Here is a 25,971-nt window from a genome sequence, read left to right on the forward strand (position 1 = left end):
CCCCGCTCGTCGTCGCTCTCGGTCAGACCGCATATAAGTCTGTCCCGCCTTACTCCACTCATGCTCGGAGCAGAACGCCGTGCGGTCTCGGTCCGCGCCTCGGAACTCGCCGAACTCACGCCCGGTCGCACCGGGAACCTGAGCGTCCGTCGCGAGGACCGCTTTGCCGTCACGCCCACGGGTGTCGCCTACGACCGGATCGACGCCGGCGACGTGCCGGTCGTCGACTTCGAGGGCGACCGGATCGCCGGCGAACTCGCGCCGTCCTCGGAGACGCCGATGCACACCGCGATCTACCGGGAGTTCGGGCCGGGCGCGATCGTCCATACTCACTCGCCGTGGTCCTCGACGCTCGCGATCCTCCACGAACCGATCCCGCCCGTCCACTACATGCTCGCGCTCGCGGGGACCACCGTCCCGGTCGCCGACTACGCCACCTACGGCACGCCGGCGCTCGCCGCGAACGCGGTCGAGGCGATGGAGGCGGCCGACGCCGAGGCGTGTCTGCTCGCCAACCACGGCTTGCTCGCGACCGGCGACGATCTGGACGCCGCGCTCGAAACCGCGGTCAACGTCGAGTACACCGCCCGCATCTACTGTCAGGCGAAGGCGATCGGCGACCCCGTCGAACTGAGTCCCGACGAGATGGGCGCGGTCGCCGAGAAGTTCGAGGGGTACGGCCAGGAGGAGTGAGTCGGCGCTCAGTGATCGGCGTTCTCCGCGCCCGCGCTCTCGCGGTCGCGGTCGGGGTCGGGGGCGGGTTCGCGGCGCCGGCGTTTGGTTTCGCGTCGGCTCGACCGACCCATCTTGTAGGCCGTGTACAGCAGGTAGACTCCGGACAGGCCGACCAGAACGTAGACGAAGTACTCGACGGTCTCGGCCGGGCCGGGCCTGAAGATGGGCTCGAGCCCCAGCGCGACCACGTTGATCGGATCGCCGGTCAGCCCCGTGAGCCCGAGGATGCCCCACGTCACCGCGCCGAGGATCGCGAACAGCATGGCGAGCCAGTCGAGACCGTTAGTGTGCATGCCGAACGATAGGCGCCCGACGTGCTTTGTTATTCGTCCCTTAGCGTTCGAGAATCACGGAGTACTCCGTTTCACGCTCGTTCCGCCGCCGTCGATCGACCCCAACGCACGTCGTCGCAGGCTCGCCTCACGGATCGGCCGTTTCGGGCCCGGACGTTCGACGAACGTCCAGTCCGGCGCCGAATACCCCACCCTTTTGACGACCGCGGCCCAACGTGGTTCCAATGAGCCGCCGCCGGAAACCCGACTGGCTGAAGACACAGCCGCCCGCCGGGCGGGAGTTCACTGGGATCAAACAGACGCTCCGGGACCACGACCTCCACACCGTCTGTGAGGAGGCAAACTGCCCGAACCTCGGTGAGTGCTGGTCGGGCCGAAGCCGCGGGTCGCAGAACGCCGAGGGCGGGAACTCCGATTCGGGCGGGACGGCGACGTTCATGCTGATGGGCGATCAGTGTACCCGCAACTGCGGCTTCTGCGACGTCGACACCGGCGGGGGCCAGCCGCTGGACCCCGACGAGCCCGCGAACGTGGCGAGCGCGGTGGCCGAGATCGGGCTCGACTACGTCGTGCTCACGTCGGTCGACCGCGACGACCTCGAAGGGCAGGGGGCGGCCCACTTCGCCGAGACCATCCGGGAGATCAAGCGCCGGGACCCCTCGATCCTCGTGGAGGTGCTCATCCCGGACTTCCAGGGTGACGAACGGCTGATCCGAAAGATCATCGACGCCGAACCCGACGTGCTCGCTCACAACGTCGAGACGGTCGAGCGCCTCCAGCGCCCCGTCAGGGATCCCCGTGCGGGCTACGACCAGAGCCTCGGCGTGCTCGAACAGGCCGAGCGGGAGTCGGACGTCTACACCAAGACCAGCATCATGCTCGGGGTCGGCGAGTACGACCACGAGGTGTACCAGACGCTGAGCGACCTCCGGGAGATCGACGTCGACATCGTGACCCTCGGTCAGTACCTCCAGCCCTCCCGAGACCACCTCGACGTCTCGGCGTACGTCCACCCTTCGAAGTTCGAGACGTGGCGGCGGGTCGCCGAGGACGAACTCGACTTCCTCTACTGTGCCAGCGGGCCGATGGTCCGGTCGTCGTACAAGGCGGGCGAGCTGTTCGTCGACGCCCTGCTCCGGGACGGGAAGACCGTCGAACAGGCGCGCCGCGAGGCCCGCCGAGCCTCCGTCTGAGCGAGCGACGAAGCGACCCATCGGGGAGATCGAGACCCGCAGTGTCCCGAAGCGACCGAATACCTTGGTGTTCCGAGCGCCTCTCGAAGTTGGCGCAATTTTTGCCGTTTGTCCACCCAGTCCGGAGATACGCGGGTATACGTCTGACGAACGTCTACCATACTCGAAGAAAACTTAGAAACGAACGATTACTCGGCGGAGAATCGGAACTCCGGGTGGAAAGTGACGGGAGAACCATACTTATGGAAAGTTAGTTACGAAAACCCTATAATGCGTGCGGATGACCTATTGAATATGTCAGGATGGGTTCGACCGTGAGCGTCGTACATCGAGACCCCCAGGACCGCGTACAGGTACTGGACGAGGACGGCAACGTCGTCGAGGGCGCGGAGGTCCCCGACCTCTCCGACGACCGGATGGTAGAGATGTACCAGCAGATGCGGCTGGCCCGTCACTTCGACGAGCGGGCGGTCAGCCTCCAGCGCCAGGGCCGGATGGGGACGTACCCGCCGCTGTCGGGCCAGGAGGGCGCACAGATCGGTAGCGCCCACGCGCTCGACGACGGCGACTGGCTGTTCCCGAGCTACCGCGAGCACGGCGCGGCGCTGGTTCGGGGGCTGTCGCTGAAACAGACCCTGCTGTACTGGATGGGCCACGAACAGGGCAACGCCGTCCCCGACGACGCCAACATCTTCACGGTCGCGGTTCCCATCGCGACCCAGATCCCCCACGCGACGGGGGCGTCGTGGGCCTCGAAGCTCAAGGGCGACGACAACGCCTTCCTCTGTTACTTCGGCGACGGCGCCACCTCCGAGGGCGACTTCCACGAGGGACTGAACTTCGCGGGCGTGTTCGACACGCCGTCGGTGTTCTTCTGTAACAACAATCAGTGGGCGATCTCGGTGCCCCGCGAGCGCCAGACCGCCAGCGAGACCATCGCCCAGAAGGCCCAGGCGTACGGCTTCGAGGGCGTGCAGGTCGACGGGATGGACCCCCTCGCGGTGTACAAGGTGACCAGAGACGCCGTCGAGAAGGCCAAAGACCCCGGCGACGACGAGCAACGGCCGACGCTGATCGAGGCGGTCCAGTACCGCTTTGGCGCCCACACCACCGCCGACGACCCGTCGGTGTATCGCGACGACGACGAGGTCGAGCGCTGGAAGCAGAAAGACCCGATCCCCCGGCTGGAGTCGTTCCTGCGCGATCGGGGCGCGCTCGACGACGAGAAGATCGAGACCATCGAACGGGAGAACGAACAACGGGTCGCCGACGCCATCGACGCCGCCGAGGCGGTCGAACGCCCCGACCCCGAGGAGATGTTCGCCCACGTCTACGAGGGGATGCCCGGACGGCTCCAGGAACAGCTGGAGTGGTTCGACCGCGTCCGCGAACAGTACGGCGACGACGCGCTGCTGGAGGACTAACTATGAGCCAGCCAGACTCAGAGCAAGCGACCGAGAACCTCACGCTGGTGCAGGCGGTTCGAGACGGCCTGCACACCGAGATGGAGCGGGACGAAGACGTGCTCGTGATGGGCGAGGACGTCGGCAAGAACGGCGGCGTGTTCCGGGCCACCGAGGGCCTCTACGACGAGTTCGGCGACGATCGCGTGATCGACACGCCGCTCGCCGAATCGGGCATCGTGGGCACCGCGGTCGGGATGGCCGCCTACGGCCTGAAGCCCGTGCCCGAGATCCAGTTTCTCGGATTCATCTACCCCGCGTTCGACCAGATCGTGAGCCACGTCGCGCGCCTGCGCACCCGGAGCCGCGGACGGTTCACCTGTCCGATGGTGATCCGTGCGCCCTACGGCGGCGGGATCCGGGCGCCCGAGCACCACTCCGAGTCGACGGAGGCGTTTTTCGCCCACCAGCCCGGACTGAAGGTGGTCATCCCGAGCACGCCCTACGACACCAAGGGCCTGCTCGCGTCGGCCATCCGGGACCCCGATCCGGTGATGTTCCTCGAACCGAAGCTCATCTACCGGGCGTTCCGGGGCGACGTGCCGACCGACTCCTACGAGGTGCCGATCGGCGAAGCCGCGGTCCGCCGGGAGGGATCGGACGTCTCGGTGTTTACGTGGGGCGCGATGACCCGGCCGACGCTCGAAGCCGCCGAGCAACTCGAGGGCGAGATCGACGTCGAGGTCGTCGACCTCCGGACGATCTCGCCGCTCGACGAGGAGACCATCGTCGAATCGTTCAAGAAGACCGGGCGGGCCGCGGTGGTCCACGAGGCGCCGAAGTCGGGCGGTCTCGGCGGCGAGATCGCCTCGATTATCCAGGAGGAGGCGCTGTTGTATCAGGAGGCGCCGGTCGAGCGCATCACCGGCTTCGACACGCCGTTCCCGCTGTACGCGCTCGAAGACTACTACCTGCCGGAGCCGGCCCGGATCAAGGAAGGCATCCGCGACGCGGTGAGCTTCTAACATGGTACGCGAATTCAAACTTCCCGACGTCGGCGAAGGCGTCAGCGAGGGCGAGATCGTCACCTGGCTGGTCGAGGAGGGCGACCCGGTCTCGGAGGACCAGCCGGTCGCCGAGGTCGAGACCGACAAGGCGATCGTCGAAGTCCCCTCGCCGGTGAACGGCACGGTGCGGGAGATCATCCCCGGGGAGGGGGAGGTCGTCCCGGTCGGCGACGTCATCATCACCTTCGACGTGGAGGGCGAACCGGTCGAAGACCAGACCGAGGGCGAAGCGAAGCGCGCCGGCGAAGCCGACTCCGAGGCCGACGCCGAACCGACGGCCCCGGACGCCGGCGACTCCGAGGAGGTCTCGACCGGCGAGGGACGGGTGTTCGCCGCCCCGAGCGCCCGCCGACTCGCCCGCGAGCTCGGCGTCGACATCGCCGCGGTCGAGGGCTCGGGCCCGAGCGGTCGCGTGACCGACCGGGACGTGCGCGCCGCCGCCGAACCGGGCGAGAGCTCCGACACTTCAGACGACGGCGCCGACGAGCGCGACGAGGCGCTCGCGGCGGCCGAGGAGCCGGTCGGCGACGACGTCGCGGCGACCCGCGAACAGGGCGCTCAGCCCACGACCGAGGACTTCTCGGCGCCCGCCGAGTCGGCCGACCGCGACCGGACGCTGGCCGCCCCCGCGACGCGGCGGATCGCCGACGAGCGGGGCGTCGACCTGAACGCGGTCCCCGCGACCGAACAGCGCGACGGCGAGGCGTTCGTCACCGAACAGGCCGTCCGGGAGTACGCCGAGGCCCAACAGCGCGCCCAGCGCGCCGACGCCGCGGGATCGGCCGGCGCCGGCGCCGAGTCGGGCGAGCGGGTCGAGCGCGTCCAGTACAAGGGCGTCCGCAAGACCATCGGCGAGGCGATGTCGAATTCGAAGTTCACCGCGCCCCACGTCACCCACCACGACACCGCGGTGGTCGACGAGCTGGTCGCGACCCGCGAGCGGCTCAAGCCCAGAGCCGACGAGCAGGGCATCCGGCTGACCTACATGCCGTTCGTGATGAAGGCGGTCGTCGCGGCGCTCAAGCGCCACCCCAAGCTCAACGCCGAACTCGACGAGGAAGCCGGCGAGATCCTGCGCAAGAACTACTACAACGTCGGGGTCGCGACCGCGACCGACGCCGGCCTGATGGTGCCGGTCGTCGAGAACGTCGACGGGAAGGGCCTGCTCCAGATATCGAGCGAGGTCAACGAACTGGTCCAGAAGGCCCGGGACCGCTCGATCGCCCGCGAGGAGCTACAGGGCTCGACGTTCACCGTCACCAACTTCGGCGCCATCGGCGGCGAGTACGCCACGCCCATCCTCAACCACCCCGAAGTGGGGATCCTCGGCATCGGCGAGCTGAAACAGCGGCCCGTCGTGGAAGACGGCGAGGTCGTGGCGAAGCACACCCTCCCCATTTCGCTGACCATCGACCACCGGATCGTCGACGGCGCCGACGCCGCGGCGTTCGCCAACACGTTCATGGAGTACGTCGAGAATCCCGAACTCCTCTTGCTGGAGTAGGTCGGGATCGCCCGTCTCCGCCCCACCGCGGTCGTCCGGCGAGCACGGAGCGGCCGAGCGCGCACGCTCCGTTCGCGACCCGCGTTCGGGACGCGTCTCGACCACACTGTTATGGCGCAGTCCGCCAAAGGGATACGGGAGATGGGAGACACAGACGCCGACCGCGAACGCGAGCCCGAAAGCGCGAACCCGCCCGGTTCGTGTCACCGTCGCGGGTGTGACAACCCGCCGGAGTTCGTCGTCCTCGAACGCTACCAAGAGGAGACCGGCCACGGCACCGTCGAGGCGCGAGCCTTCCTGTGTCGAGCACACACCGCCGAGGAGAGCCCCGCGAACCTCGACGCCGCCGCCGGGGACTACGTGTTTCGCGTCGAGCCGGTCTCTCGCCCGGACGACGACGCCGCGTGACCGTCGGGTGAGCGTGATCGAGGAGCCGACCGACACCGCGACGGGCGACGCTCCCGTCGGCGGGGCGACTGAGAAAGTACTTTAGGTCGCCTCCCGCCACTGGCAAATATGACCGGAGTCACGCTGACCGACGTCGAGGCCGCCCGCGAGCGCTTCGACGAGTCGGTCGTCCAGCGCACCCCGATCGAACGGAGCCGGTCGCTGAGCGAGATGACCGGCGCCGAGGTCGAGCTCAAGATGGAGCACCTCCAGCGCACCGGCTCGTTCAAGACCCGGGGGGCCTCGAACAAGATCAAACAGGTCGTCGAGGCCGGCGACGCCGCCCGGGTCGTGGCCGCGAGCGCGGGCAACCACGCCCAAGGGGTCGCGCTGGCCGCGACCACCGCCGGCGTCGACGCGACGATCGTGATGCCCGAGAACGCCCCGCAGGCGAAGGTCGATGCCACCCGCGAGTACGGCGCGACCGTCGAGCTCCGGGGCCGGGACTTTCAGGGCGCGATGGAGTACGCCGAGTCGCTGACCGAGGCCGACGACACCGCGTTCGTCCACGCCTACGACGACCCCGCCATCGTCGCCGGACAGGGGACCATCGGCCTCGAAATCCACGAGCAACTGCCCGACGTCGACACCGTCGTCGTCCCGATCGGCGGAGGCGGGCTGATCGGCGGCGCCAGCGCCGCGCTGGCCGAACTCGACCCGGAGATCCGCGTGGTGGGCGTCCAGGCCGAGCAGGCCGCGACCGTGCCCGAGAGCCTCGATAAGGGGATTCCGGCCTCGATCGACTCGCCGAAGACGATCGCCGACGGCATCGCCACCGGCGGCATCTCGGAGCTGACGCTCGGACTCATCGACGACCACGTCGACGAGGTGGTGACCGTCAGCGACGACGAGATCGCTCGCGCGGAGCTCGTGTTGCTCGAACGCGCCAAGCAACTGGTCGAGGCCGCGGGAGCGTCGTCGGTCGCGGCGCTGCTCTCGTCCGACCTCGACGTCGCGGACGAGACCGTGGTCCCGGTGTTGTCGGGGGGCAACATCGACATGTCGATGCTCCAGACGGTGCTCACACAGGCGCTGACCGAGCGCAGTCAGCTGGTCCGGCTCCGGATCCGGATCGAGGACCAGCCCGGCGAGATGACCACCCTGTCGGGGCTGATCGGCGACACCGGCGCGAACATCCGGACCGTCCGCCACGACCGGGCGGTCGACGACCTCCGGGTCGGCGAGGCGTACCTCGTCTTTCAGGTCGTCACCAACGGGGCCGGCCACGCCCGGACCATCGCCGAGTCGGTCCGCGAGGCGGGCTACGAAGTCGAGCGCGTGGCGTAAGCGACCCGCCGCGACCCCCGGTAGTTACGGGCGCGTCACCCGGCAACCCCGATGCCGTCTGGCGACGTTCGCGTCCGCGAGCGCTTATGGTGTCGGCGCGAGTACGTCCGGTCGAAGAGCGACGCGTCGCTCGGCTCCGAGAAGTCGAGCCGGCGCGTCCCGGAGATTTACCCATGGAACACGACAAAGCGGCCTACGCGGACGACGTCTCCTACGACGAATCGCTCGACGAACTCCCCACCGACGACGAACTCGAAACGGCGGTCTCGAACCTCGAAGACCGCGGCTTCGGGGTCGTCGTGGTCGACACCGCCGAGGACGCACTGGCGGAGCTCAAATCCCGAATCCCCGAGGGCGCCTCGGTGATGAACGGTCACTCCACGACGCTCGAGGAGATCGGGTTCGACGACTACCTGATGGACGGCGACCACAACTGGCAGAACCTCCACGCGGAGGTCTTCGACATCGACGACGACACCGAGCGCGCCGCCGCGCGCCGCGAGGCCCAGACGGCCGACTACTTCCTCGGCGGCGTCAACGCCGTCGCCCAGTCGGGCGAACTCGTCGCGGCCGACGCCTCGGGAAGCCGGATCGGCGCCTACCCGTTCGCGGCTGCCAACCTCCTGCTGGTCACCGGCGCGAACAAGGTCGTCGACGACCTCGACGCCGCGCTCGACCGCCTCGAGAACGTCGCCTACCCCCTCGAAGACGCCCGCGCCGAGGACGTGTACGGCGCGCCGAGCGCGATCGCCAAACAGCTCATCTACCGCTACGAGAACGACGACGACCGGACGACGGTCGTGCTCGTCCGCGAGTCTCTGGGCTACTGAGTCGGCGGGGCCGGGCCGGCCGTTCGCGGCCGACCGCCCACTCGCCGTCGCAAAACCCGCCTGATTTTTCACCGGGTAGCCCGATTTACCGACCACATGGTCGTCGGAGACATCTCTACGGGCACGGACGTGTTAGTAATCGGCGCGGGACCGGGCGGCTACGTCGCCGCGATCCGGGCGGGCCAGCTCGACCTCGACGTGACGCTGGTCGAGAAAGACGCCTACGGCGGGACCTGTCTCAACTACGGCTGTATCCCGTCGAAGGCGATGATCACGGCCTCGGATCTGGCCCACGAGGCCGGCCACGCCGAGGAGATGGGAATCTACGCAGACCCCGAGGTCGAGATGGGCGAGATGGTCGGGTGGAAAGACGGCGTGGTCGACCAGCTCACCGGCGGCGTCGAGAAGCTCTGTAAGGCCAACGGCGTCGAGCTGATGGAGGGTCGCGCGGAGTTCGCCGGCGAGAACTCCGCGCGCGTCGTCCACGGCGGCGACGGGCAGGGCGCCGAGACCGTCGAGTTCGAACACGCCATCGTTTCGACTGGAAGTCGCCCCATTGAGGTGCCGGGCTTCGACTTCGGCGACGAGCCGGTCCTCGACTCCCGGCAGGCGCTGGCGCTCGCGGAGGTGCCCGAAAGCCTGGTCATCGTCGGCGCGGGCTACATCGGGATGGAGCTGGCGGGCGTGTTCGCCAAGCTCGGGACCGACGTGACCGTCGTCGAGATGCTCGACTCGGTGCTACCGGCCTACGAGGACGACCTCGCGCGCCCGGTCAAGAAGAACGCCGAGTCGCTTGGCGTCGACTTTCACTTCGGCGAGGCCGCCAGCGGCTGGGAGGAGGCCGGCGACGGGATCACCGTCGCGACCGAAGACGAGGACGGCGAGGTCTCGGAGTTCGGCGCCGAAAAGGTCCTCGTGGCGGTCGGCCGCGACCCCGTCACCGACACCCTCGAACTGTCGAACGCGGGGGTCGAGACGACCGACGCCGGATTCATCGAGACCGACGACCGCGCCCGGTCGAACGTCGAGCACGTCTTCGCGGTCGGCGACGTTGCGGGCGAGCCGATGCTGGCCCACAAGGCGAGCAAGGAGGGGCAGGTCGCCGCCGAGGTCATCGCGGGCGAGCCCGCGGCCCTCGACTATCAGGCGGTTCCCGCCGCGGTGTTCACCGACCCCGAAATCGCCACCGTGGGCCTGACCGAGGCCGAGGCCGACGAGGAGGGCTTCGAGCCGACGGTCGGACAGTTCCCGTTCAACGCCTCGGGACGAGCGCTCACCACCGGCCACGCCGAGGGGTTCGTCCGGGTCGTCGCCGACGAGCCAAGCGGCTTCCTGCTGGGCGCACAGATCGTCGGGCCGGAGGCCTCCGAACTGATCGCCGAACTCGGATTCGCCATCGAGATGGGCGCGACGCTCGAGGACGTCGCCTCGACCATCCACACCCACCCGACCCTCTCGGAGGCCGTGATGGAGGCCGCCGAGAACGCGCTCGACCACGCGATCCACACGCTGAACCGGTAGGAGCCGCCCGCCGACTCCGCGGATTTTCCCCCGACCGTCCGGAGACCGAGAGACGACTCGCCGCCCCGGAGCCGTCGGGGCTCTCGAACGCTGTCAGACCCGACGGCCTTTTGTCCTCAACAGCGAAACACACCGCCACATGCAAGCAGTCACGCTCGGTCCGTCCGGGACCTACTCCCACCGGGCCGCCAGCGCGGTGGCCGACGACGTCGAGTTCCGGGAGTCGGTCACCGCCATCGTCGAAGCGGTCGCCGACGAGTCGTTCGAGCGCGGGGTCGTCCCCATCGAGAACAGCATCGAGGGAAGCGTGACCGAGACGCTCGACGCGCTGGCCGACCGCGAGGTCTCGGTCGTTCGGGAGGTCGTCACCCCGATCCGCCACGCCCTGCTCGCCCAGAGCGGGAACTTCTCGACGATCGCCAGCCACTCGCAGGCGCTCGCTCAGTGTCGGTCGTACCTCGAATCCGAGTACCCCGACGCCGACCTCGAAGCGGTCGCCAGCACCGCCCGCGGGGTCGAGCGCGCCCGCGAGGACCCGACGGTCGCGGGCATCGGCCACCCCGACAACGCGGGCGAGGACCTGGAAATCGTCGCCGAGGGGATTCAGGACCGGACGTCGAACGCGACCCGCTTTTTCGTCATCGCGCCCACGAGCCACCGGTCCGAGGCCGGCGGGAAGTCCTCGCTGGTCGTGTATCCGAACGCCAACTACCCCGGCCTGCTGCTCGAACTGCTCGAACCGTTCGCCGACCGGGACATCAACCTCACGCGGGTCGAGTCCCGGCCGAGCGGCGAGCGCCTGGGCGACTACGTGTTCCACCTCGACTTCGCGGCGGGCCTCTACGAGGAGCGCTCGCAGGCCGCCATCGCGGCGCTCGAAGACATCGCCGAGAACGGCTGGGTCCGGCGGCTCGGCTCGTACGACACCGAGCACGTCCTCTACTGACCCGAACGAATTTTTAAGGCCGGGCGCGCCGAACCTCCGCCGGGCGGGAACGCCCGTGGGGGATACTATGACAAAACGACGGAATCCGTTCGAAGAGCTCGAAGAGCTGATAGACCGAATGTCCCGGCAGTTCGAACAGCCGATGGGCGAGTCGGACTGGCAGTCGACGCTCGGCGACGGCGAGGTCTCGGTCGACGTCGCCGACCGGGACGACGAGTACGTCGCGACCGCCGACCTGCCGGGGTTCGCCGAGGACGACATCGAGGTGACGATCCGGGACGACGTGCTCCGGATCGAGGCCGAACACGAGGAGTCGACCGCGGCCGACGAAGACACCGACGAGGGCCGATACATCCGCCGGGAGCGTCGCCACCAGTCGGCGAGCCGTTCGGTGACCCTTCCCGAACCCGTCGAGGCCGCGAGCGCCACCGCGCGATACCACAACGGCGTGCTGACGGTCACGCTCCCGAAGGCCGGCGATCAGGACTCGCACCGAATCGACATCTCGTAAGCACAAGCTCCTTGCCCGCTCGCCGTCAATCCCGAGCCATGACGCTCGAAACCGGCGCGGACGCGCCGACGGTCGAAGCGACGAACCAGCGCGGCGAGACCGTCGCGCTCGATTTCGAGGAACCGACGGTGGTGTACTTCTATCCGCGCGACGACACGCCCGGCTGTACGACCGAGGCCGAGCAGTTCGACGCCGAACTGGAGAGCTATCACGACGCCGGCGTCTCGGTGTTCGGCGTCTCGACCGACGACGTCGAGAGCCACGAGGCGTTCGCCGAGAAGTACGAGATCCGGTTCGATCTGCTCGCCGACCCCGAGCGCGAACTCGCCGAGGCGTTCGACGTCGACACCTCGCGGGGTGCGGCGGCCAGAACCACCTTCGTCCTCGCCGACGGGGAGGTCAAGGCGGTCTACGACGGCGTCGACCCCGACGGCCACGCCCGCGACGTGCTGAGCGACATGCTCGACGACGACCTCGTCGCGCTCGAATAGCTCGCGCCGACAGCGTTTTTCGCCCCCGCGTCGAGGCTCGCCCATGCAGGATGCGAGCGACGCCGCCTCGGCCGCCGACGCCGCGCCGGTCTCGCCGGTCCGGGCCCGACTCGTCGCCGGCGTCCAGTGGGCGGTGACGGGATTTTACGTCTTCGCGCTCGCGTTCCTCGGCGTCGGGTGGTACCTGACCGCGACCGGGCGGGCGTTCGCCCTCTCGGCGCGGTGGGAGCTTCTCGCGGTCCTGCTCGGGGCGTTTCTCGCGGGATACGGCTGGGTCGCGGTCCGGTCACCGGCCGGCCGAGCGCCGCGCGCTCACGGCCGGCGCGTCGAGGTGACGCTGTTGTTGCTCGTGCTCGGCTTTCTGGTGCCGTTCGGCGCGCTCGCGGTCCTCGATCTGCTCGGAACCTCGATGCTCGCGCTCCCGTTTTTCGCGGTGCCCGGCGCGTCCTACGCGCTGACGCTCGCGATCTCGTACGGCGTCGTCTACGGGCTCGACGCCCGGCCGTTGCTCGGGCGCGAGCCCGCACAGCTACAGGAGTGACGCGATCTCGCGGGCGGTCTCGTCGATTCGGTCGCGCCAGCCCTCGGGGCGGTCGCCCCCGCGCTTCGGGGGTTCGATCGGGAGGGCGACCGGACGATACGAGACGCGCTCGACCGACTCCGCGGCGGTCTCGCCCACGAACTCCGCGACCTCGCGCTTCGAGGACACCCCGCCAGACGCGAGATCGTAGTAGCCCGAAAAGAGCTGGATCACCGCGACGTCGTCGTACGCGTCGAGTTCGCCGTCCTCGGCGTAGTAAAACAGCTTCGCCGTGTTGTTCACAGGGTCGGCCCTTCGCCACTCCACCTCGACCGCCGCGAACCGGGTCGCGTCCCGGCCCGCGACGTCGACGGGGGTCCGCCGGAGGTAGCGCTCGGTCTCCCAGTCGAGCGAGGGGCGGCGCTGTTCGAGGCCGTCTCGGAGCCGGTCGCGAACCGCGTCTGCGAACGCGCCCACGAGCTGGCCCAGACGCCGGGGCCACTTCAGTTCTCGTGAACGTGGATCGCGGGTCGGCCGGGCTCGGCCTTGCTCGCGAGGTCGTCGTCGGCCTCCTCGGCGGCGAGCACCCGGACCGGCGCGTCGAACTCCGACTCGACGAGCCACGCGGCCCGTTCGAGGGTCGCACGCTCGCGGTCGGGCGCGAGCGCCTCCGGGAGCGCGGGCGCCGCGGCGGCGAGGTCCTTCGCGTAGTCGGCGGCGGCTTCGCCGCGCTCGCGGAGGTCCCCGTCGCTCATCACCGCGCCGACCACGTCGCCGTCGGCGTCGCGGGCGAGTTCGAGCGCATCGTGCATCCACTCGGGCGCGGTGACCACGTCGATGGCGGTCGGCTCCTCGATGCCGGCGACCTCGACGATGTCCCGGACGTCCTCGCGGGTCCGCTCGACCAGCCGGACCGCCTGCTCGTGGTCGTTCACGTCGCGGTCGGGGGTCGGCCAGTCGGCCTCGGCGACGAAGCCCTCCCCGTCCAGCGCCGTCCAGCACTCCTCGCAGACGTGGGGCGCGACGGGCGCGAGGAGCTTCACGGCGACCTCGACGCCCCGGGCGACGACGCCGGGGTCGACCGCGTCGCGGTCGCGGTACCGCACCAGAAGCGACACCATCTCGTCGATCGCCTGGACCGCCCGGTTGAACTCCATCTCCTCGAAGCGGTCGGTGGCCGCCTCGACCGTGGCGGCGACCTCGCGGGCGACGTACTCGGCGGCCGGGTCGTCGGGGTCGTCGGCCGCGGCGTCCGGATCGACTTCGCGGGCCATCTCGAGCAGTCGCTTCAGGAACGAGTTAGACGACCGGACGCCCTCCTCGCTCCACGGGAAGTCCTTGTCGGGGCGGGCCGCCCGGAGGACGAACAGCCGGGCGGTGTCGGCGCCGTACTCGGAGACGATGCGCTCGGGCGAGACCCCGTTTCCTCTCGACTTCGACATCTTCGCGCCGTCCTCGCCAAGCACCATCCCCTGCGTGGTGAGCGACTCGAACGGCTCGCGGTGGTCGAGCAGGTCCAGGTCCGCGAACGCCTTCGTGACGAACCGCGAGTACAGCAGGTGCATCACGGCGTGCTCGACGCCGCCGACGTACTCGTCGACCGGCATCCAGTCGTTCGCGCGCTCGACGTCGAACGGGGCGTCGTCGAGATCCGGCGAGGTGAACCGCAGGAAGTACCACGACGAGTCGACGAAGGTGTCCATCGTGTCGGTCTCCCGGACGGCGGGGCCGCCACACTCGGGACACTCCGTGTGCTTCCACTCCTCGGCCGCGTCGAGGGGGTTGCCGGTGGTGTGGACGAACTCCGGGAGCTCGACCGGGAGCCGGTCGTCGGGGACCGAGACGGGCCCACACTCCTCGCAGTGGACGATCGGAATCGGCGTCCCCCAGTAGCGCTGGCGCGAGATGCCCCAGTCCCGAAGCTGGTACTGGACCGCCGAGTCGGCGCCGTCGACCTCCTCGGTCAGCCGCTCGCGGGCCGGCTCGCTCGACAGGCCGTCGTACTCCCCGGAGTTGACGAGGACGCCGTCCTCGGTGTAGGGCGCCGCCTCGATGTCGACGTCCTCGGTATCCGCGCCGTCCTCGGGGGCGATCACCTGCCGGATCGGCAGGTCGTGGGACTGGGCGAACGCGTGGTCGCGCTCGTCGTGGCCGGGGACCGCCATCAGCGCGCCGGTGCCGATGTCCGAGAGCACGAAGTCGGCGACGAAGACGGGTAGCTCCTCGCCCGTGACGGGGTTGCGGGCGGTCATGTCGGTCGCGACGCCCTGGGGCTCGTCGCCGTCCGGGTCGGCGACGTGCTCGACGAAGTGGGCCACCTCGTCGTCGCGCTCGGCGGCCGCCTCCGCGAGCGGGTGGTCGGGCGCGAGCGCGAAGAACGTCGCGCCGTGGATCGTATCGAGCCGGGTGGTGAACGCCCGGACGGTCTCGGTCGCGTCGGGCGTCTCGACGTCGAAGGGCACCTCCGCGCCCTCGGTCCGGCCGATCCAGTTGCGCTGCATGTCCCGGACGTTGGTGGGCCACCCGTCCAACTCGTCGATGTCCTCGAGCAGTTCGTCGGCGTACTCGGTCGTGCGGAAGAACCACTGGTCGAGGTCCCGCTCCTCGACCGGCGTGTCACACCGCCAGCAGAGTTCGGCCTCGCCCTCGACCTGCTCGTCGGCCAGCACCGTCTCGCAGGACGGACACCAGTTGACCGTCGCGGCCTGGCGCTCGACCAGCCCCGCCTCGCGGAACCGGTTGAAGATCCACTGGTTCCACCGATAGTAGTCGGGATCGCAGGTGGTCACCTCCCGGTCCCAGTCGTAGCCGAACCCGAGCGCCTCGAACTGCTCGCGCATCTGTTCGATGCACCGCTCGGTCCACTCTCGGGGGTTCGTGTCCCGTTCGTTGGCGGCGTTCTCGGCCGGCAGTCCGAACGAGTCCCACCCCATCGGGTGGAGCACCTCGTCGCCGTCCATCCGGCGGTATCGGGCGAGAGCGTCGGTAATCGCGTAGTTCCGGACGTGGCCCATGTGGAGCTGGCCGGACGTGTAGGGGAACATCGCCAGCACGTACGCCGGGTCCTCGGCGTCGTCTGGCACCCGGAACACGTCGGCCTCGTCCCACTGGTCCTGCCAGCGTCGCTCTATCTCTCGGTGGTCGTAGCCGTTTTGGCGTCCCATACGTATCTCTTGGGCGAGCGTACGAAGTCGAGGGCCAAAGGTCTTTCAATACGGCAGTTCGGGGCGCCGACCGCGCTCGCCGCGTCGAGATCGGTCCGGCTCCCGGCGGGTCTGGCGACCGCGAGCCCGGCGCAGATTTGAGCTTAGCGGGCGGGACGCCGACGGGCGCGCCCACGGGGTCGAACACCCCCTCGGAGTCGGCCCGCCGCCCGTCTCGGTGGGCACTTGTCGCGCGCCCTCGGGCGGTAAGATTTCGCTTCCCCGTCGATAGGGGCCGTTTACGCCGTCGGCTCTCGACGGTAGGAGCCGCCTGCGGCCGGCGGAGTCGGCCGATCGTCCGCGACAGCCGATTCATAACAAAGACATTACACGAAGTGGTCCCCACGCAATGAGAGCAAACAGACACGAGGAAGGACCGAGCGTCGTGGTTCCCGCCATCGACGTCCCGAGCAGTACCGCCTGCGTCAGGGCGCTCGGTCGGGAAGGCGTCCGGACGATCGCGGTCTCGGAGCGCGAGGACCCGCCGGCGTTCCGGTCGCGGTACGTCGACGAGACGGTCTCGGCCCCCGACCCGACCGAGGACCTCTCGGCGTACGCCCGGCGACTGCTGGGGCTCGCCGAGCGCGAGGACGTGTGCACGGTGATCCCGCTCCGCGAGCCCGACGTCTACGCGCTGGCGGCCCACCGGTCGGCGTTTGCCGACCACGTCGGGACGCCGTGGCCGTCGCTCGACACCCTCCGCGGGGCCCAAGACCGCGTCGAACTGTTCGCGGCCGCCGAGCGGGCGGGCGTCCCCGCGCCCGAGACTCGACGGTTCGACGACTGGACGACGTGGGACGAGGAGGTCATCGTCAAGGCGCGCTACACCCTGCCGACCGCCGAGTACGTCGGCCCGGAGTCGGCCGCCGAGTACCGCCACGGCACGACGAGGTACGTCGAGCCGGGCGGCAAGCCCGACCGCGACTCGATCGTCGCCGAGATGGGTCACGTTCCGATCGTCCAGGAGTACGTGCCTGGAAACGACGAGTACGGCTTCTTCGCGCTCTACGACGAGGGCGAGGCGCTCGCGACGTTCCAGCACCGCCAGCTCCGGGGCTACAAGTACTGCGGCGGCCCGAGCGCCTACCGCGAGTCGGTCGACATCCCCGCGCTCGAAGCGGCGGGTCTGCGACTGCTCGACGAGCTCGACTGGCACGGGCTCGCGATGGTCGAGTTCCTGCACGACGACGAGACCGGCGAGTTCGAGCTGATGGAGGTGAACCCGCGGTTCTGGTCGTCGCTGCCGTTCACGGTGCAGGCCGGCGTCGACTTCCCGAACCTCTACCGAGCGATGGCGGCGGGCGAGCGCCCGGCGACCGACCCCGACTACGAGGTCGGCGTCGCGGGCCACCTGCTCCGGGGGGAACTGCTCCACCTCCACAGCGTCCTCTTCGAGGACTACCCGGTGGTCGAACGCCCCTCGGTCGCCGGGACCGCGGCGGCGACGGTCGCCTCGGTCGTTCGCCACCCCCAGTTCGACTACCTCAGCGCCGACGACGTCGGCCCGTTCCTCCGGGACGTCGCCGGCCTCTTCGAGGCCGCGATCGACGAGCGCGAACAACAGACGCCCGTCGGTTCGGGGAATGCGACGCGGGCGGCGACGACGCTGGTGAACCTGCTTCGCCGCGGGTGATCGAACCGCCGAAAACGCGTCTCTGTGCAGTCGTCGATACGCGCCGTATGAGAAGGGGAGTGCGGACGCGCGGCGCCGACCGAGCGCCTCCCCGGCGGGCGGTCGCGGTAGCCCGACTACTCGACGTCCGAGCCGATGAGATCGAAGGGGTAGCCGTTGTCGTTCTCGTCGGCGTGCTCGTAGACGACGTGGGCCGCGGCCACGTCCTGAATCGCGAGCCCGGTGCTGTCGAACACCGTGATACCGTCGTCGTCCGTGCGCCCCTCGATGTCGCCGACGACGATGTCGCCGACCTCGCCGTAGATGTCGTCGTCGCTCAGCACGCCCTCGTGGTACGGGACGTTGATCTCGCCCGAGTGGGTGGTCTGGGCGTGGTCGTCGATGACGAGCTTCGCGTCGAGCAGGATCTCGTCGGCGAGCTCGTGTTTGCCCTCGGCGTCGGCGCCCATGGCGTTGACGTGGGTGTGCTCGCCGATGGCCTCCCGGGAGACGACGGGGTCCTCGACGGGCGTGACCGTCGAGAGCACGTCACACTGGGCGGCCTCCTCGATCGAGCCGGCCCGCACGTCGAAGTCGTCGTCGAAGTAGTCGATGAACTTCGCGACCCGCTCCTCGTCGAGGTCGCTCACGACGACCTCCTCGATGGGTCGGATCGCCGCGACGGCCTCCAGTTGGGTGTACGACTGGACGCCCGCCCCGACGATGCCCATCGTGGTGGCGTCCTCGACCGCGAGGTAGTCGGTCGCGACAGCGGCGGCCGCGCCCGTCCGCTTCATCGTGAGTTCGGTCCCGTCCATGATCGCCAGCGGGAACGCGGTCTCGGGGTTCGAGTACACCATCGTCCCCATCACGGTCGGGAGGTCGAACTCGTCGGGGTTGTCGGGGTGGACGTTGACCCACTTGATGCCGGCGGCGTCCCAGTCGTCGGCCTCCAGATAGGCGGGCATCGACCGGAAGTCGCCGTTGTACTGGGGCAGGTCGATGTACGACTTGGCGGGCATCTGGGCGTCGCCGCGGGCGTACGCCGCGAAGGCGTCCTCGACCGCCCGGATCACGTCGTCCATCTTCGTGTTCTCGTCGACGGCGTCCTGATTGAGCAGGAGCGTGTCCATACGTGGCTGGTCCGCCTGCGACCACTATAATCTACCTAAAACTCGGCGAATCGCGCAATTTTGGTCGGGCTCTCGGACCGAACGGTCGGCGAGGCTCCTCGGAGCCGACGAAATCGAAAAGTCGAACGCGGTCGGGACCGCCGTCGACCGGCGGTCGGGACCGAAGCCAGGCAGTCGCAGTCGCGGGCTGTGCGGTGGCGGTCGCCCGGTCGGTGTCTCACCGCGAACGGTACTCGGCGGACAGAGAAGTTCGGTTACTACCGAACTTACATCGCGCCGCCCATGCCGCCCATGCCGCCCATGCCGCCGCCCATGCCGCCGGCGCCGCCCTCGTCGTCACCCTTGTCGGTGGAGAGGTCGCCGGCGGAGATGATGTCGTCGATTTTGAGCACGAGGTTCGCGGCCTCGGTGGCGCTGGACGCGACCTGCTCCTTCGAGTGGGCGGGCTCGACGACGCCCGCGTCGAAGGTGTCCTCGACGTCGCCGCTGTACACGTCGAGACCGGCGCGCTCGTCGCCGGACTCGTGGGCCGACCGGAGGTCGACCAGCGTGTCGATGGAGTCCAGACCCGCGTTCTCGGCGAGCACGCGCGGGACGAGTTCGAGCGAGTCAGCGAACGCCTCGACCGCGAGCTGCTCGCGGCCCGAGACGGAGTCGGCGTAGTCGCGGAGTCGGCTCGCGACCTCGACCTCGATGGCGCCGCCGCCGGCGACCACGCGGCCGTCCGAGACCGTCTGGGCCACGACGTCGAGCGCGTCGGTGACGCCGCGTTCGAGCTCGTCGACGACGTGGTCGGTCGAGCCACGCAGGAGGAGCGTCACGCCGTGGCTGTCCTCGCCCTCGACGTAGAACAGCTCGTCGCCGTCGTCGCGGGTCACGTCGCCGTGGCCGAGGTCCTCGGCGGTGGCGCTGTCGAGGTCCGAGACGACGTTGGCGCCCAGAACCTCCTTGAGGAAGCCGACGTCGCTCTTCTTGACGCGGCGCACCGCGAGGATGCCCTCTTTCGCGAGGTAGTGCTGGGCCATGTCGTCGATGCCCTTCTGGCAGAAGACGACGTCGGCGCCGGTCTCGACGATCTTGTCGACCTTCTGCTTGAGCTGTTCTTCTTCCTGGTCGAGGAACTGCTGGAGCTGGTCGGGGTTCTCGATGTTGACCGAGGTGTCGACGTCGGTCTCCTCGATCTCGACGGCCTCGTTCAGCAGGAGGATGTCGGCGTCCTCCGCGCTGGTGGGCATGTTGTCGTGAACCGGGTCCTTGCTGATGACCGCACCCTTCAGGAGCTCGGACTCGCCGGACGACCGGCCGGTCTGGGTCTCGGTCTTGACGAACTCGAGGTCGACGGTGCCCTCGACGGTGACCTGGTCGACCGCGTCGACGATGATCTCGCTGAGACGCTCCTTGTTGAGCTCGGCGCCCTTGCCGGTCATGGAGGTCTCGGCGACCTTCCGGAGGAGGTCCTGATCGTCGACGTCGACGTTCTCGGCGACGTTGTCGATCTCCTCGCGGGCCTTCTGGCTGGCGAGGTGGAAGCCCTTGATGATCGCTGTCGGGTGGATATCCTGCTCGAGGAGGTCCTCGGCGTTCTTGAGGAGCTCACCCGTGACCGCGACGGCGGTCGTGGTGCCGTCGCCGGCCTCGTCTTCCTGGGTCTCGGCGACCTCGATGATCATCTCGGCCGTCGGGTTGTCGATGTCCATCTCCTGGAGGATGGTGACGCCGTCGTTGGTGATGGTGACGTCGCCCATCGAGTCGACGAGCATCTTGTCCATCCCCTTGGGTCCGAGCGTGGAGCGCACCGCGTCGGCGACCGCGCGGGCCGCGGTGATGTTGTGCTCCTGGGCGTCTTTGTCTTTGACGCGCTGGGACTCGTCGGACATTACGATCATCGGCTGACCCTGCATTCGCTGACTCATGGTTCACCTCGTAGTATGATTGTGATTCTATATAAATGTTTACTTTCTCGCCACGGGTTCCCACGCCCCGAAGTCACACGATACTCGCCGATTTCGCCGGAAGGTGCCCGGACGGACCCGATTATCTGGGAACAGTTACCACGAAAACGTCGACGCGCCGACCCCTGTCAGCGCATCTTTATATACACATTCTCCGTCGCTCGGGTGCCGTCCCGCCACCGCGCGGCGGCCGAAGCGGACTCGGGTCGGTCGGTCGGTCACACGCGGCGCTCACAGCGTCGCGGTCGGAGAAAACGCCGGGACTGGGATTTGAACCCGGAGCCAGACAGTCCTCCTCGGCTCACTTCGTTCGCCTGCGGTGGCTGTGACTGGCAGGGGTTCGAATCCCGCGCCGATACCGACTACCGCTCTCTGGGTTCGCGAGCAGACGAACTGCTCGCGGTGTCGGTCGCGGAGAAACGCCGGGACTGGGATTTGAACCCAGAACCCCGTAAGGGGACACGCTTTCCAGGCGTGCGCTTTGCCATTCGGCCATCCCGGCCCGTCCGTTCGTAGTCGGGTCCGGCGTTTAAATCTTCCTTTCTACCCGACGAGGCGGGGTTCGGCGACGTACGAGAGGCCGGTCGCGCCCGCCCCGACCGCGACTGCGACGCCGAACTTCACCGCGAGCGCGTAGCGGTAGCCGGTCCAGAGTTCGTACCCCTGAAGGGCGACCAGAAACGCGAACACGCCCACGACGCCCCACAGGAGGCTGGCTTTCGTGCGCGGTCGCACGTCACTCGGCGCTGGCGATGGCCTCGATCTCGACGCCGACGCCCTTCGGGAGCTCGCCCACCTCGACCGCGCTCCGGGCCGGCGGGTTGTCCTGGAAGTACTCCTTGTAGGCGTCGTTCATCTCGTCGAAGTCGTCGATGTCGCCGAGGAACACCGTCACCTTCAGCACGTCCTGCATCGTCAGCCCCTCCTCTTCGAGGATGGCCTTGACGTTCTCGAGGCTCTGGCGGGTCTGGACCGCGACGTCCTCGTCGTCGAGCAGGTCGCCGTCCGGCGTCAGCGGGATCTGACCCGCGGTGAACACGAGGCCGCCGTTCGTCGTCGCCTGACTGTACGCCCCGACCGCCTCGGGTGCGTCGTTGGTGCTGATGATTCGCTTCATACCCTGTTGGTTCGCGCCCCGTAACTTAAAGTTGGGCAAGCCAGCCTACGCCAGCACCTCGACGTCGAAGCCCTCCTCGCGGAGCGCCGCCAGCAGCGTCTCGACGTGTTCGGGCCCCCGCGTTTCGAGGTCGAGTTCGACCTCCGCGGCGTTCATCGCGATGTCCCGGGAGGTCCGGTCGTGCTGGATGCCGTAGATGTTGGCCCGCTCGCCCGAGATGACGTCGAGCAGGTCGTCGAGCGCGCCCGGCCGGTCTTTCAGCACGGTCCGGAGCTTGACGTACCGGCCGGTCTCGACCAGCCCGCGCATGATGACCGTCGTGAGCGTGTTCATGTCGATGTTGCCCCCACAGAGCGCCGGGACGATCACCTCCCCGTCGTCGTAGTCGAACGCCTCCGACAACAGCGCGGCCAGCGCGACCGCGCCCGCGCCCTCGACCAGCGTCTTCGCGCGTTCGAGGAGATAGGTCAGCGCGACCGCAATCTCCGAGTCCGAGACCGTCACGACCTCGTCGACGCGCTCGCGGATGACCTCGAACGTCTTCTCGCCCACGCTCCGGGTGGCGATGCCGTCCGCGATGGTGTCGACCGACTCGAGGGTGTGGACCTCGCCCTTCCGGAGCGACTGGGCCGCGCTGGACGCGCCCGCCGCCTGCACGCCGATCACGCGGGCGTCGGGTCGCTGTGCCTTGACCGCGGTCGCGATGCCCGCGATCAGGCCGCCGCCGCCGATCGGAACCACCACGGTGTCGAGGTCGGGCGCGTCCTCGACGATCTCGAGACCGATGGTCCCCTGTCCGGCCATCACCATCTCGTCGTCGAACGCGTGGACGTACGTCCGGCCCTCCTCGGTCTCGATCTCGTGGGCCTTTTCCTGTGCGTCGTTGTAGTCGTCGCCGTGGAGCAGGACGGTCGCGCCGTAGTCGCGGGTCGCCTTCACCTTCGATATCGGAGCGTTTTCGGGCATCACGATCTTCGCGTCGACCCCGCTCTTGGTCGCGGCCAGCGCGACCCCTTGGGCGTGGTTGCCCGCGCTCGCGGTCACCACGCCCGCCGCTCGCTCGTCGTCGGACAGCGTCGCGATTCGGTTGGTCGCGCCCCGGATCTTGAACGAACCCGTACGCTGGAAGGTCTCCAGTTTCAGGTGGACCTCCGCGCCCGTCATCTCCGAGAACGTGTGCGAGTAGTCCAGCGGGGTCCGTCGGGCGGTTTCGGCCACCCGGTCGCGCGCGTCCCGAACGTCGGCGAGTTCCAGCATACCAGCGGGTACTCCGGGCGCGTCTTTAGCACTTTATACTGACCGCTGTTCGGCGCGGTTTCGAAGGGGGGAATGTGAGGATTCGGGCGCGAAGCGTGTGACGCGCATATAGAGAGTGTCACTACAAGGACTTAAAGCCCCGGGTGGTGGAGTGAAAGTAAAAACGCAAGAAGGCGTCGGGTCTAAATCTCCGTCAGACGGACGACGTACGCCCGTATGACTGAATTGTGATACTCTTCGCCCGGTCGTCCCGCCCGCGCCGAACGGGCAATCCCGGCCGGCTTCCCGTGGACTGAAAACGCTCTCACCCCTCCCGAGACGTGTGACCGACGGACTCCGCGCTCGCCTGTTTGCGGTCTGGCGGCGCGTCCTCTCGCTGTCGTGGCCGGTGATGGCCGAGCAGGTCCTCCGCACCCTGATGCGGACCACCGACATCGTCGTGACCGGGCTGTTCTCGCCCGCCGCAGTCGCGGCCATCGGGCTCGCGGACCTCTACGCTCGGCTCCCGCTCCGGATCGGGCTGGGGCTCGGCGGGGGTGCCATCGCGCTGTCGAGTCAGGACACGGGGAGCGACGCCACCGCCAACCGCGACGAGGCGGTCACGCAGGCCGTCCTCGTCGGCGCGCTCTCGGGGGTGCCGTTCGTGGTGTTCGGGCTCCTGTTTGGCGAGGCCGCCATCGGGGTACTCGGCGCGCCCGCCGGCGTCGCCGCGATGGGCGGCACCTACCTCGGGATCATCTTCGCCACCGCGCCGGCCCGCCACGTCGCGCTCGTCGCGGCCCGCTCGCTACAGGGCACCGGCGACACCCGGACGCCGATGTACGTCAACGTCGTCTCGAACCTCCTCAACATCGGCGGCACGGTCGCGCTCGGCCTCGGTCTCGGCCCGTTTCCGCGCTGGGAGATCGTCGGCGTCGGGGTCGCGACCGCCTTCGGCAACGTGTTCACCGCGCTCGCGCTGGTGGCGGCCATCCGGTGGGATCTGACCGAGGCGTCGTTCGCCCGCCCGACCGACGCCGTCATCGCCCGCCAACTGTTGGCCGTGAGCGCCCCGCGCATCGCGGAGGGGCTCGCGGCCACCGTCGCGGAGTTCCCGTTCAACTCGATCCTGCTCGGGTTCGGCACCGAGGTCAACGCCGCCTACCAGATCGGCCGCCGGATGTACCAGCAGGTCACCGGGCCGCTCTCGCGGGGATACAGCGTCGCCTCCAGCGTCGTCGTCGGGCAGGCGCTCGGCGAGGGCGACCCCGTCCGCGCCCGGTTCGAGGGGTGGGCGACGGGCGCGCTCGCCCTGGTTTCGGTCGGCGCCATCGGCGTCGCGCTCGTCTTCGGCGCGGACCGGCTGGTCGAGTTGTTTACCGACGACGCCGCGACCCTCGAGTACGCCGCTGACTTCGCGCGAGTGTACGGCCTCTCGGCGCCGTTCCTCGCGGTGTTCGTCGTTCTCTCGGGGGCGTTACAGGGCGGTAGCGACACACGGACCCCGTTCGTCGCCCGGACCACGGGGATGTTCGGGTTCATGGTCGGCTTCTCGTGGCTGGTCGGGGTCGTCCTCGACTACGGCGTCGCGGGCGCGTACGCCGGCATCTTCCTCTACTACGTCTGGTCGTTGCTCGTCGTCGGCGCCGGCTTCCGGTGGGGCGGCTGGGCGGCACGGGCGGCCGACATGATGGAAGAGCGCGGGAGCGTCGAGGAGGCCTGACGGCCGAAAATAGCGTCGCCGATTACCGGTCTTCGATCGGGACCCACTCGGCGTCCTTCGCGCCGACGTACTTCGCGCGCGGCCGGATCAGCCGATTGTCGTCGTACTGTTCGAGGACGTGAGCGACCCACCCGCCGGATCGGGACATCGCGAAGATGGGAGTGTAGAGGTCGATCGGGATGCCCATCTGGTAGTACGTCGAGGCCGAGTAGAAGTCGACGTTGGGCGCGATTCCCTTCTCCTCGCGCATGTACTCCTCGATGGCGACCGACATCTCGTACCACTTCGTGTCGCCGGCGGCCTCGCCGAGCTCCTCGCTCTTCTCGCCGAGGATCTTCGCCCGGGGGTCTTTGACGTTGTAGACGCGGTGGCCGAACCCGGCGACCCGTCGGCCCTCCTCGAGCGCCGTCCGGACCCAGTCGGTCGGCTCCATGTCGCTGTCGTCGATCTCTTCGAGCATCCGCATCACGTTGGCGTTCGCGCCGCCGTGGAGCGGCCCGGCGAGGGTGCCGACCGCGCTCGTGATCGCGCTGTGGACGTCAGAGAGCGTCGAAGCGGTGACCATCCCGGAGAACGTCGAGGCGTTCAGGCCGTGGTCGGCGTGGAGGACCAGCGCCATGTCGAACGTCTCGGCCAGCACCTCGTCGGGCTCCTCGTCGTTGAGCATGTAGAGGAAGTTCTCGGCGTGATCGAGGTCTTCGCGGGGCGCGACGGGGTCGTTGCCGTTCCGGAGGCGCTTGAACGCCGCGACGGCGGTCGGGAGCTTCGCGGTGATGCGCCGGCCCTTCCGGAGGTTGACCTCCCGGTCGGTGGGGTCGGCCGACGAGTCGTCGGGGTCGTGGGCCGACAGCATCGAGGCCACGGTCCGGACGGCCGCCATCGGCTCCTCGTCGGCGGCCGCGAGCTTCCGGACCGTATCCAGAACGTCCTCGTCGAGTTCGCGCTCGGCCGCCATCGACTCGGAGAACGCCGCGAGCTCCGCTGTGTCGGGGAGTTCGCCGTGCCAGAGCATGTACAGAACCTCCTCGTAGCTCGCGTTCCGGGCGAGGTCCTCTATCGCGTAGCCGCGATAGACGAGTCGCCCCTCGTCGCCGTCGATGTAGCTGAGTCCCGATTCGGCGACGACGACGCCCTCTAACCCTTTCTTGACCTCGTCTGACATACCCTGATACTTCTCGGCAAGCCGGGAAAAGGATTATCTTTTGTTTCTATTTCGGAGCGCCGCCACCGAACTCGCCCGCGAACGT

Annotated in this window: 24 protein-coding genes and 1 tRNA gene; 15 read left to right on the forward strand and 10 right to left on the reverse strand. The window is 68.8% G+C overall.

What is annotated here, in order from left to right; genetic code table 11:
* Window positions 1-60 precede the first annotated feature (60 nt).
* On the forward strand, window positions 61-693 hold the full coding sequence (locus EPY72_RS07015; RefSeq protein WP_135805978.1) for a ribulose-1-phosphate aldolase: 633 nt from the start codon (window positions 61-63) through the stop codon (window positions 691-693).
* Window positions 694-701: 8 nt separating this feature from the next.
* On the opposite strand, the gene EPY72_RS07020 is transcribed toward EPY72_RS07015, so the two are convergent.
* Window positions 702-1,028, reverse strand: a complete 327-nt coding sequence (locus EPY72_RS07020) for a DUF378 domain-containing protein (RefSeq protein WP_135805979.1) — start codon at window positions 1,026-1,028, stop codon at window positions 702-704.
* Between the two features lie 224 nt (window positions 1,029-1,252).
* Between EPY72_RS07020 and lipA the strand changes: the two genes are divergently transcribed.
* From lipA to EPY72_RS07080, 12 genes are all read left to right on the forward strand, one after another.
* Window positions 1,253-2,221: a lipoyl synthase gene (gene lipA / locus EPY72_RS07025; protein ID WP_134668309.1), complete on the forward strand. Its 969-nt coding sequence runs from the start codon at window positions 1,253-1,255 to the stop codon at window positions 2,219-2,221.
* A 314-nt stretch (window positions 2,222-2,535) separates the two neighbouring features.
* Entirely contained in the window at window positions 2,536-3,645 is a 1,110-nt protein-coding gene (gene pdhA / locus EPY72_RS07030) for a pyruvate dehydrogenase (acetyl-transferring) E1 component subunit alpha (protein ID WP_134668311.1), read from the forward strand.
* Window positions 3,646-3,647: 2 nt separating this feature from the next.
* Window positions 3,648-4,649 (forward strand): alpha-ketoacid dehydrogenase subunit beta, encoded by a 1,002-nt coding sequence (locus EPY72_RS07035; protein ID WP_134668313.1) that lies wholly within the window; start codon window positions 3,648-3,650, stop codon window positions 4,647-4,649.
* Between the two features lies 1 nt (window position 4,650).
* Window positions 4,651-6,195, forward strand: a complete 1,545-nt coding sequence (locus EPY72_RS07040) for a dihydrolipoamide acetyltransferase family protein (protein WP_135805980.1) — start codon at window positions 4,651-4,653, stop codon at window positions 6,193-6,195.
* 141 nt (window positions 6,196-6,336) lie between these two features.
* Window positions 6,337-6,603: a hypothetical protein gene (locus EPY72_RS07045; RefSeq protein WP_135805981.1), complete on the forward strand. Its 267-nt coding sequence runs from the start codon at window positions 6,337-6,339 to the stop codon at window positions 6,601-6,603.
* Window positions 6,604-6,711: 108 nt separating this feature from the next.
* Window positions 6,712-7,929 carry a threonine ammonia-lyase gene (ilvA, locus tag EPY72_RS07050; RefSeq protein WP_135805982.1) on the forward strand — a complete coding sequence of 406 codons (1,218 nt, stop codon included), beginning with the start codon at window positions 6,712-6,714 and terminating at the stop codon, window positions 7,927-7,929.
* Window positions 7,930-8,102: 173 nt separating this feature from the next.
* Entirely contained in the window at window positions 8,103-8,759 is a 657-nt protein-coding gene (locus tag EPY72_RS07055) for a lactate utilization protein (protein ID WP_135805983.1), read from the forward strand.
* Between the two features lie 96 nt (window positions 8,760-8,855).
* Window positions 8,856-10,280, forward strand: a complete 1,425-nt coding sequence (lpdA, locus tag EPY72_RS07060) for a dihydrolipoyl dehydrogenase (RefSeq protein ID WP_135805984.1) — start codon at window positions 8,856-8,858, stop codon at window positions 10,278-10,280.
* Between the two features lie 139 nt (window positions 10,281-10,419).
* The gene (pheA, locus tag EPY72_RS07065; RefSeq protein WP_135805985.1) at window positions 10,420-11,226 is read left to right on the forward strand and encodes a prephenate dehydratase; all 807 of its coding nucleotides are present in this window, start codon (window positions 10,420-10,422) and stop codon (window positions 11,224-11,226) included.
* A 67-nt stretch (window positions 11,227-11,293) separates the two neighbouring features.
* Window positions 11,294-11,737, forward strand: a complete 444-nt coding sequence (locus EPY72_RS07070; protein WP_134668323.1) for an Hsp20/alpha crystallin family protein — start codon at window positions 11,294-11,296, stop codon at window positions 11,735-11,737.
* 38 nt (window positions 11,738-11,775) lie between these two features.
* Window positions 11,776-12,228, forward strand: a complete 453-nt coding sequence (locus EPY72_RS07075; RefSeq protein WP_134668325.1) for a peroxiredoxin — start codon at window positions 11,776-11,778, stop codon at window positions 12,226-12,228.
* 43 nt (window positions 12,229-12,271) lie between these two features.
* Window positions 12,272-12,769: a hypothetical protein gene (locus EPY72_RS07080; RefSeq protein ID WP_135805986.1), complete on the forward strand. Its 498-nt coding sequence runs from the start codon at window positions 12,272-12,274 to the stop codon at window positions 12,767-12,769.
* Here EPY72_RS07080 and EPY72_RS07085 read toward each other — a convergent pair.
* Together EPY72_RS07085 and leuS are read right to left on the reverse strand one after the other, a co-directional pair.
* The gene (locus EPY72_RS07085; RefSeq protein WP_134668329.1) at window positions 12,758-13,225 is read right to left on the reverse strand and encodes a hypothetical protein; all 468 of its coding nucleotides are present in this window, start codon (window positions 13,223-13,225) and stop codon (window positions 12,758-12,760) included. The two genes, EPY72_RS07080 and EPY72_RS07085, sit on opposite strands and share 12 nt — an antisense overlap.
* Window positions 13,226-13,251: 26 nt before the next feature.
* Window positions 13,252-15,912, reverse strand: coding sequence for a leucine--tRNA ligase (gene leuS, locus EPY72_RS07090; RefSeq protein WP_135805987.1), 2,661 nt, complete (start codon window positions 15,910-15,912; stop codon window positions 13,252-13,254).
* 388 nt (window positions 15,913-16,300) lie between these two features.
* Here leuS and EPY72_RS07095 point away from each other — a divergent pair, with 388 nt between their 5' ends.
* Window positions 16,301-17,584 (forward strand): carboxylate--amine ligase, encoded by a 1,284-nt coding sequence (locus EPY72_RS07095; protein ID WP_210423507.1) that lies wholly within the window; start codon window positions 16,301-16,303, stop codon window positions 17,582-17,584.
* 116 nt (window positions 17,585-17,700) lie between these two features.
* On the opposite strand, the gene EPY72_RS07100 is transcribed toward EPY72_RS07095, so the two are convergent.
* From EPY72_RS07100 to ilvA (EPY72_RS07125), 6 genes are all read right to left on the reverse strand, one after another.
* The gene (locus EPY72_RS07100; protein ID WP_135805988.1) at window positions 17,701-18,696 is read right to left on the reverse strand and encodes an ornithine cyclodeaminase family protein; all 996 of its coding nucleotides are present in this window, start codon (window positions 18,694-18,696) and stop codon (window positions 17,701-17,703) included.
* Between the two features lie 266 nt (window positions 18,697-18,962).
* Complete coding sequence (gene thsB, locus EPY72_RS07105; protein WP_135805989.1) at window positions 18,963-20,609, reverse strand: thermosome subunit beta; 1,647 nt, start codon at window positions 20,607-20,609, stop codon at window positions 18,963-18,965.
* Window positions 20,610-21,068: 459 nt separating this feature from the next.
* A tRNA-Ser gene (locus EPY72_RS07110) sits at window positions 21,069-21,150 on the reverse strand.
* Between the two features lie 41 nt (window positions 21,151-21,191).
* Window positions 21,192-21,383, reverse strand: coding sequence for a DUF7981 family protein (locus EPY72_RS07115; RefSeq protein WP_134668336.1), 192 nt, complete (start codon window positions 21,381-21,383; stop codon window positions 21,192-21,194).
* 1 nt (window position 21,384) lies between these two features.
* A complete protein-coding gene (locus tag EPY72_RS07120; protein WP_134668337.1) occupies window positions 21,385-21,765 on the reverse strand; it encodes a Rid family detoxifying hydrolase in 381 nt (126 codons plus the stop codon).
* A gap of 45 nt (window positions 21,766-21,810) precedes the next feature.
* Window positions 21,811-23,022, reverse strand: coding sequence for a threonine ammonia-lyase (gene ilvA, locus EPY72_RS07125; protein WP_134668339.1), 1,212 nt, complete (start codon window positions 23,020-23,022; stop codon window positions 21,811-21,813).
* Window positions 23,023-23,413: 391 nt separating this feature from the next.
* On the opposite strand from ilvA (EPY72_RS07125), the gene EPY72_RS07130 reads away from it, so the two are divergent.
* Window positions 23,414-24,724 (forward strand): MATE family efflux transporter, encoded by a 1,311-nt coding sequence (locus EPY72_RS07130; RefSeq protein WP_135806221.1) that lies wholly within the window; start codon window positions 23,414-23,416, stop codon window positions 24,722-24,724.
* A gap of 22 nt (window positions 24,725-24,746) precedes the next feature.
* Here the strand turns inward: EPY72_RS07130 and citZ are convergent, their stop codons facing one another.
* Window positions 24,747-25,886 (reverse strand): citrate synthase, encoded by a 1,140-nt coding sequence (gene citZ, locus EPY72_RS07135; protein ID WP_135805990.1) that lies wholly within the window; start codon window positions 25,884-25,886, stop codon window positions 24,747-24,749.
* Window positions 25,887-25,971: the final 85 nt, after the last annotated feature.

The organism is Halorussus marinus (assembly GCF_004765795.1).
Lineage (GTDB): Archaea > Halobacteriota > Halobacteria > Halobacteriales > Haladaptataceae > Halorussus > Halorussus marinus.

Bases quoted from the DNA above. Each gene is read 5' to 3' on its own strand.
- EPY72_RS07045 (WP_135805981.1), top strand. From the start codon at position 6,337: ATGGGAGACACAGACGCCGACCGCGAACGCGAGCCCGAAAGCGCGAAC.
- EPY72_RS07040 (WP_135805980.1), top strand. From the start codon at position 4,651: ATGGTACGCGAATTCAAACTTCCCGACGTCGGCGAAGGCGTCAGCGAG.
- citZ (WP_135805990.1), bottom strand. From the start codon at position 25,886: ATGTCAGACGAGGTCAAGAAAGGGTTAGAGGGCGTCGTCGTCGCCGAA.
- EPY72_RS07100 (WP_135805988.1), bottom strand. From the start codon at position 18,696: ATGGACACGCTCCTGCTCAATCAGGACGCCGTCGACGAGAACACGAAG.
- EPY72_RS07015 (WP_135805978.1), top strand. From the start codon at position 61: ATGCTCGGAGCAGAACGCCGTGCGGTCTCGGTCCGCGCCTCGGAACTC.
- pheA (WP_135805985.1), top strand. From the start codon at position 10,420: ATGCAAGCAGTCACGCTCGGTCCGTCCGGGACCTACTCCCACCGGGCC.
- EPY72_RS07130 (WP_135806221.1), top strand. From the start codon at position 23,414: ATGGCCGAGCAGGTCCTCCGCACCCTGATGCGGACCACCGACATCGTC.
- EPY72_RS07080 (WP_135805986.1), top strand. From the start codon at position 12,272: ATGCAGGATGCGAGCGACGCCGCCTCGGCCGCCGACGCCGCGCCGGTC.
- EPY72_RS07055 (WP_135805983.1), top strand. From the start codon at position 8,103: ATGGAACACGACAAAGCGGCCTACGCGGACGACGTCTCCTACGACGAA.
- thsB (WP_135805989.1), bottom strand. From the start codon at position 20,609: ATGAGTCAGCGAATGCAGGGTCAGCCGATGATCGTAATGTCCGACGAG.
- EPY72_RS07035 (WP_134668313.1), top strand. From the start codon at position 3,648: ATGAGCCAGCCAGACTCAGAGCAAGCGACCGAGAACCTCACGCTGGTG.
- ilvA (WP_135805982.1), top strand. From the start codon at position 6,712: ATGACCGGAGTCACGCTGACCGACGTCGAGGCCGCCCGCGAGCGCTTC.
- lpdA (WP_135805984.1), top strand. From the start codon at position 8,856: ATGGTCGTCGGAGACATCTCTACGGGCACGGACGTGTTAGTAATCGGC.
- EPY72_RS07095 (WP_210423507.1), top strand. From the start codon at position 16,301: ATGAGAGCAAACAGACACGAGGAAGGACCGAGCGTCGTGGTTCCCGCC.
- EPY72_RS07070 (WP_134668323.1), top strand. From the start codon at position 11,294: ATGACAAAACGACGGAATCCGTTCGAAGAGCTCGAAGAGCTGATAGAC.
- lipA (WP_134668309.1), top strand. From the start codon at position 1,253: ATGAGCCGCCGCCGGAAACCCGACTGGCTGAAGACACAGCCGCCCGCC.
- EPY72_RS07075 (WP_134668325.1), top strand. From the start codon at position 11,776: ATGACGCTCGAAACCGGCGCGGACGCGCCGACGGTCGAAGCGACGAAC.
- EPY72_RS07120 (WP_134668337.1), bottom strand. From the start codon at position 21,765: ATGAAGCGAATCATCAGCACCAACGACGCACCCGAGGCGGTCGGGGCG.
- ilvA (WP_134668339.1), bottom strand. From the start codon at position 23,022: ATGCTGGAACTCGCCGACGTTCGGGACGCGCGCGACCGGGTGGCCGAA.
- leuS (WP_135805987.1), bottom strand. From the start codon at position 15,912: ATGGGACGCCAAAACGGCTACGACCACCGAGAGATAGAGCGACGCTGG.
- EPY72_RS07020 (WP_135805979.1), bottom strand. From the start codon at position 1,028: ATGCACACTAACGGTCTCGACTGGCTCGCCATGCTGTTCGCGATCCTC.